Source organism: Paenalcaligenes sp. (assembly GCF_030152715.1).
GTDB classification, from domain to species: domain Bacteria; phylum Pseudomonadota; class Gammaproteobacteria; order Burkholderiales; family Burkholderiaceae_B; genus Paenalcaligenes; species Paenalcaligenes hermetiae.
The window spans coordinates 1-3,927 of the sequence record NZ_JASLIX010000060.1 but is presented as its reverse complement, the minus strand read 5'-3'; the positions used below and the strand labels follow the sequence as shown (position 1 = coordinate 3,927).

General features: G+C 49.0%; 4 protein-coding genes. 2 read left to right on the top strand and 2 right to left on the bottom strand.

What is annotated here, in order from left to right:
- Both Q1V74_RS05205 and Q1V74_RS05200 read right to left on the bottom strand, forming a co-directional pair.
- Nucleotides 1-1,438: TerC family protein (locus Q1V74_RS05205; protein WP_300647365.1), on the bottom strand; the 1,438-nt coding region annotated here is incomplete at its 3' end.
- A gap of 77 nt (nt 1,439-1,515) precedes the next feature.
- Nucleotides 1,516-2,310 carry an inositol monophosphatase family protein gene (locus Q1V74_RS05200; protein WP_260649135.1) on the bottom strand — a complete coding sequence of 265 codons (795 nt, stop codon included), beginning with the start codon at nt 2,308-2,310 and terminating at the stop codon, nt 1,516-1,518.
- 79 nt (nt 2,311-2,389) lie between these two features.
- On the opposite strand from Q1V74_RS05200, the gene Q1V74_RS05195 reads away from it, so the two are divergent.
- Both Q1V74_RS05195 and cysE read left to right on the top strand, forming a co-directional pair.
- The gene (locus Q1V74_RS05195; protein WP_300647364.1) at nt 2,390-3,196 is read left to right on the top strand and encodes an RNA methyltransferase; all 807 of its coding nucleotides are present in this window, start codon (nt 2,390-2,392) and stop codon (nt 3,194-3,196) included.
- Nucleotides 3,197-3,232: 36 nt separating this feature from the next.
- On the top strand, nt 3,233-3,927 hold a 695-nt coding region (gene cysE / locus Q1V74_RS05190; protein ID WP_300647363.1), incomplete at its 3' end, for a serine O-acetyltransferase.

Sequence of the window (3,927 nt, the reverse complement as noted above, 5' to 3'; positions counted from 1 at the left end):
ATGTACCAAAACGCTCTAATAAATACCCGGCCAAGGTGGAGTATTCCTCGTCCTCATCAACGAGACCATCAATCTCTAGAATTTGTTCAAGGTGGTGTAAATCGGCCGCGCCATCCACAACCCAGCGGTTTTCTGCTGTGGCGACAATGTCGGGGATTTCATCTTCGTCAGGGAATTCGCCGGCAATGGCTTCAAAAATATCAATGGGCGTTACCACACCCTCAATCGCACCGAACTCATCTGTCACTAAAGCCAATTGGCCACGCGCCTCTTTAAATAGCTCCATCAGCTGCAAAATCCCAATGGATTCATGCACAATGACCGGTTCACGCAGTTTATTTAAGTGCACTCGTCCATCGGTGATTAAATCTGCCATCAGCTCTTTAGCCTGCCCTAGCCCAATGACCTCGTCCAAAGCGCCTCGACATACGGGTAAATAGCTGTGTGGTTCCCGTTCGATTTGAGCTTTGATGGTTTCAGGATCCTCTTCAATATCAACCCACGCTACATTATTACGCGGTGTCATGATGGATCGTACGTTACGCTCAGATAGTGTCAGTACGCCACTGACCATATTGCGCTCCTCATCACCAAACACCAGGCTGGGGTCTTGGGGTGCCTCTGGGCTCTGTTCTGTGTCCGCGTCTACTTCGGCAATGGGTTTTTTACCTAGCATGCGTAAAACGGTTTCTGCGGTGCGCTCTCGCATCGGGCGTCTGGCTTCGGCTTTGCGCTGATTACGACGCGCAATTTGGTTAAGGACCTCGACCAGCACAGAAAAGGCAATAGCGGCATAGAGATAGCCTTTGGGTACATCAAAACCGTACCCTTCGGCTAATAAAGAAAAGCCGATCATGAGCAAAAAGCCCAAACACAAAATCACGACCGTAGGGTGTTTATTCACAAAGCTTGTGAGTGGTTTTGACGCTACGATCATCAAAGCAATCGCAATAATCACCGCAATCATCATGATAGGCAGGTGTGACACCATACCGACCGCCGTAATCACCGCGTCAATCGAGAACACCGCATCCAAAATCACGATCTGCGTCACAATGACCCAAAAGCTAGCATGCATGCGCGAGCCAGAGGCATGTTGAGTGCGTGGATCTAAGCGTTCATGTAGCTCTAGCGTGCCTTTAAAGAGCAAAAATAGCCCCCCAATGATCAAGATCACATCCCGACCAGAGAAGTCGTGCCCCCACACGGTAACCCATGGCGCCGTTAATGTGATCAGCCATGACATAATGGTCAGCAGCCCCAGGCGCATTAATAACGCCAATGACAAACCGATGATACGCGCTTTGTCTCGCTGTTTTGGTGGTAGTTTGTCCACCAAGATGGCGATAAAAATTAGGTTATCTATACCTAAAACAATTTCTAATATGACTAGCGTTAATAACCCGGCCCACGCCGTCGGGTCTGCCATCCACTCCATTTAAGGGGCTCCGTCTAAACAAAAAAGCATGAAAAAAGGAAAAAAAAGCCACCGCCCTAGCAGTGGCTTAAAAACAATTAGTTTTGTAAATGCATGATCATCTGGGGAAAGATTTTTGGGGTGGCGGCTAAAATCTGCCCTGTTTCGTACCAGCTTTGTTCACCCTCGAGGTCGCCCACCAAGGCACCGGCTTCCATGGCAATCAATGCGCCTGCGGCCATATCCCATGGTTTAAGGTTAACTGCACAAAAACCATCCAATCGCCCACACGCTACATAAGCTAAATCCAGTACTGTGGAACCCGTACGACGCACCGCTGCGCATTCGGTCAACAGCCCTGTGAAAGGCGAGGTCGTGGTAAGCGCGCCTGCCGACCCAGCCACATGAGCGCCGATCAACGCATCATGATAACGGCGTTGCTCTGAGACGCGAATACGGCGATCGTCTAAAAATGCGCCACTACCACGGCTAGCAGCAAAAATCTCATTATTGCTGGGGTCAAAGATGACGGCATGCGCCAACTGACCACGGTGCAAAGCGGCGATTGATACGGCATAATGGGGAAAACCATGGATAAAGTTCGTGGTGCCGTCCAGTGGATCAATCACCCATTGGTATTCCACACCACCGCGCCCTACTTTATCGGCATCGGGTTGACGTTCGCCTGTTTCTTCGCCCAAAAAGGCATGATCTGGATACGCTTCGGCTAAAACTTCTATAATGACTTCTTCTACTGCCTGATCGACTTCGGTAACATAGTCGCTAGGTCCTTTACGTGCAATGTGCACACGCTCAAGGTCTCGACTAGCGCGGGTAATAATATCGCCTGCACGGCGTGCCGCTTTAATAGCGGTAAATAGCATCGGGTGCATAAATTTCCGTAATTCGTAAAAACAAGCCCTAAAATAACCCTGTTTTATCACAAGGGCTAACAACAATTTAGTATTTTAAATGACTACGACCCAAAACGAGCCTTTATTCAACCATATTCGTTTTATTATGGTTGAACCCAGTCACCCAGGCAACGTTGGTGCTGCCGCCAGAGCCATCAAAACCATGGGTTTTCAGCAACTGTGCTTAGTGAACCCAAAATCGCCCACCATCATAACGCATGAAAATGCGATTGCAATGGCAAGTGGGGCCACGGATGTGCTTGAAAACACCACCATTGCCGATAGTTTAGAACAAGCGCTCGCCCCTGTCTCCCTAGCTTTTGCGCTCACAGCCAGACCACGCTATATTGGGCCGCCCCCAAAAACCATCCGCGAGTCGGCTTGCATTGGTGCCGAGCACTTACGCATGCACCCTAGCGGCCAGATAGCCATTGTATTAGGTACCGAGCGCACGGGCCTAGAAAATCACGCCATCAACCAGTGTCAGTATTTGTGCTATATCCCTGCCAACCCAGAATATAGTTCGCTCAATGTGGCACAAGCACTACAATTAGCCGCATGGGAACTGCGTTATGCTCTATTAGAACAGCTGGATTTTCCTTTAGTGGTCAAAACCCCCGGCAAAATACTCGAAGCCGATTTGCCGGCCACACAATCGGAAATCCAGTCTTTTTTAACGCATTGGGAGCAAGCCCTTACGGCCGTGGATTTTTTGGATCCTAATCACCCTAAAAAACTCATGGTGCGTATGCAACAGCTTTTTACTCGTAGCCAGTTAAGCCATGCAGAAGTCGCTATGTTGCGTGGGGTATGTACCGCTATGATGAAAACGGCCCGTAAAATAAGCCCAACAACGACTTCTTAACACACCACTTAATTAAAAAACCAAATACCACCGATTATGTTTAAACAGTTACGCGAAGACATTGCCTGCATTTACGAAAGAGACCCTGCCGCTCGTAGCCGTTGGGAAATTCTCACCTGTTATCCAGGCCTACATGCCATCTTAGCGCATCGCTTATCTCACAAGCTTTGGAATACCGGTTTTTTATGGTTAGCACGATTTGTCTCTCATTTAGCTCGTATTTTTACTGGTATCGAAATTCACCCCGGCGCTAAAATAGGTAAACGCGTTTTTTTTGATCATGGTATGGGCATTGTGATTGGTGAAACGGCTGAAATCGGGGATGACTGTACGATTTACCAAGGGGTGACTCTGGGTGGTACTAGCCTATATAAAGGCACAAAACGACACCCTACTCTAGAAAACAATGTGGTGGTGGGTGCAGGCGCCCAAATTCTTGGGGGGTTTACAGTAGGGGCAAATGCCAAAATTGGCTCCAATGCCGTCGTTGTTAAGCCTGTACCAGCCAATGCCACCGCTGTTGGCAATCCTGCGCGCATCATTACTAAAGAAGACAAAAAAACCACGGCACCTACTACGCCTACCCCTTCCCCAGCTTCGGCCGAAGAGGCCATACGCCACCCCACTGATCACCCCTGCAAGGCGGAATGGACAGGCAAACCATTAAAGGAGCTGCTTGAACAAAGCGCTCGCTCTAAAGCGGCAAGTCCTTTGCACCAAGCCAGTAATGA

Coding starts and splice junctions, on each gene's coding strand:
- Q1V74_RS05200 (WP_260649135.1), bottom strand. CDS start 2,310: ATGCACCCGATGCTATTTACCGCTATTAAAGCGGCACGCCGTGCAGGC.
- Q1V74_RS05195 (WP_300647364.1), top strand. CDS start 2,390: ATGACTACGACCCAAAACGAGCCTTTATTCAACCATATTCGTTTTATT.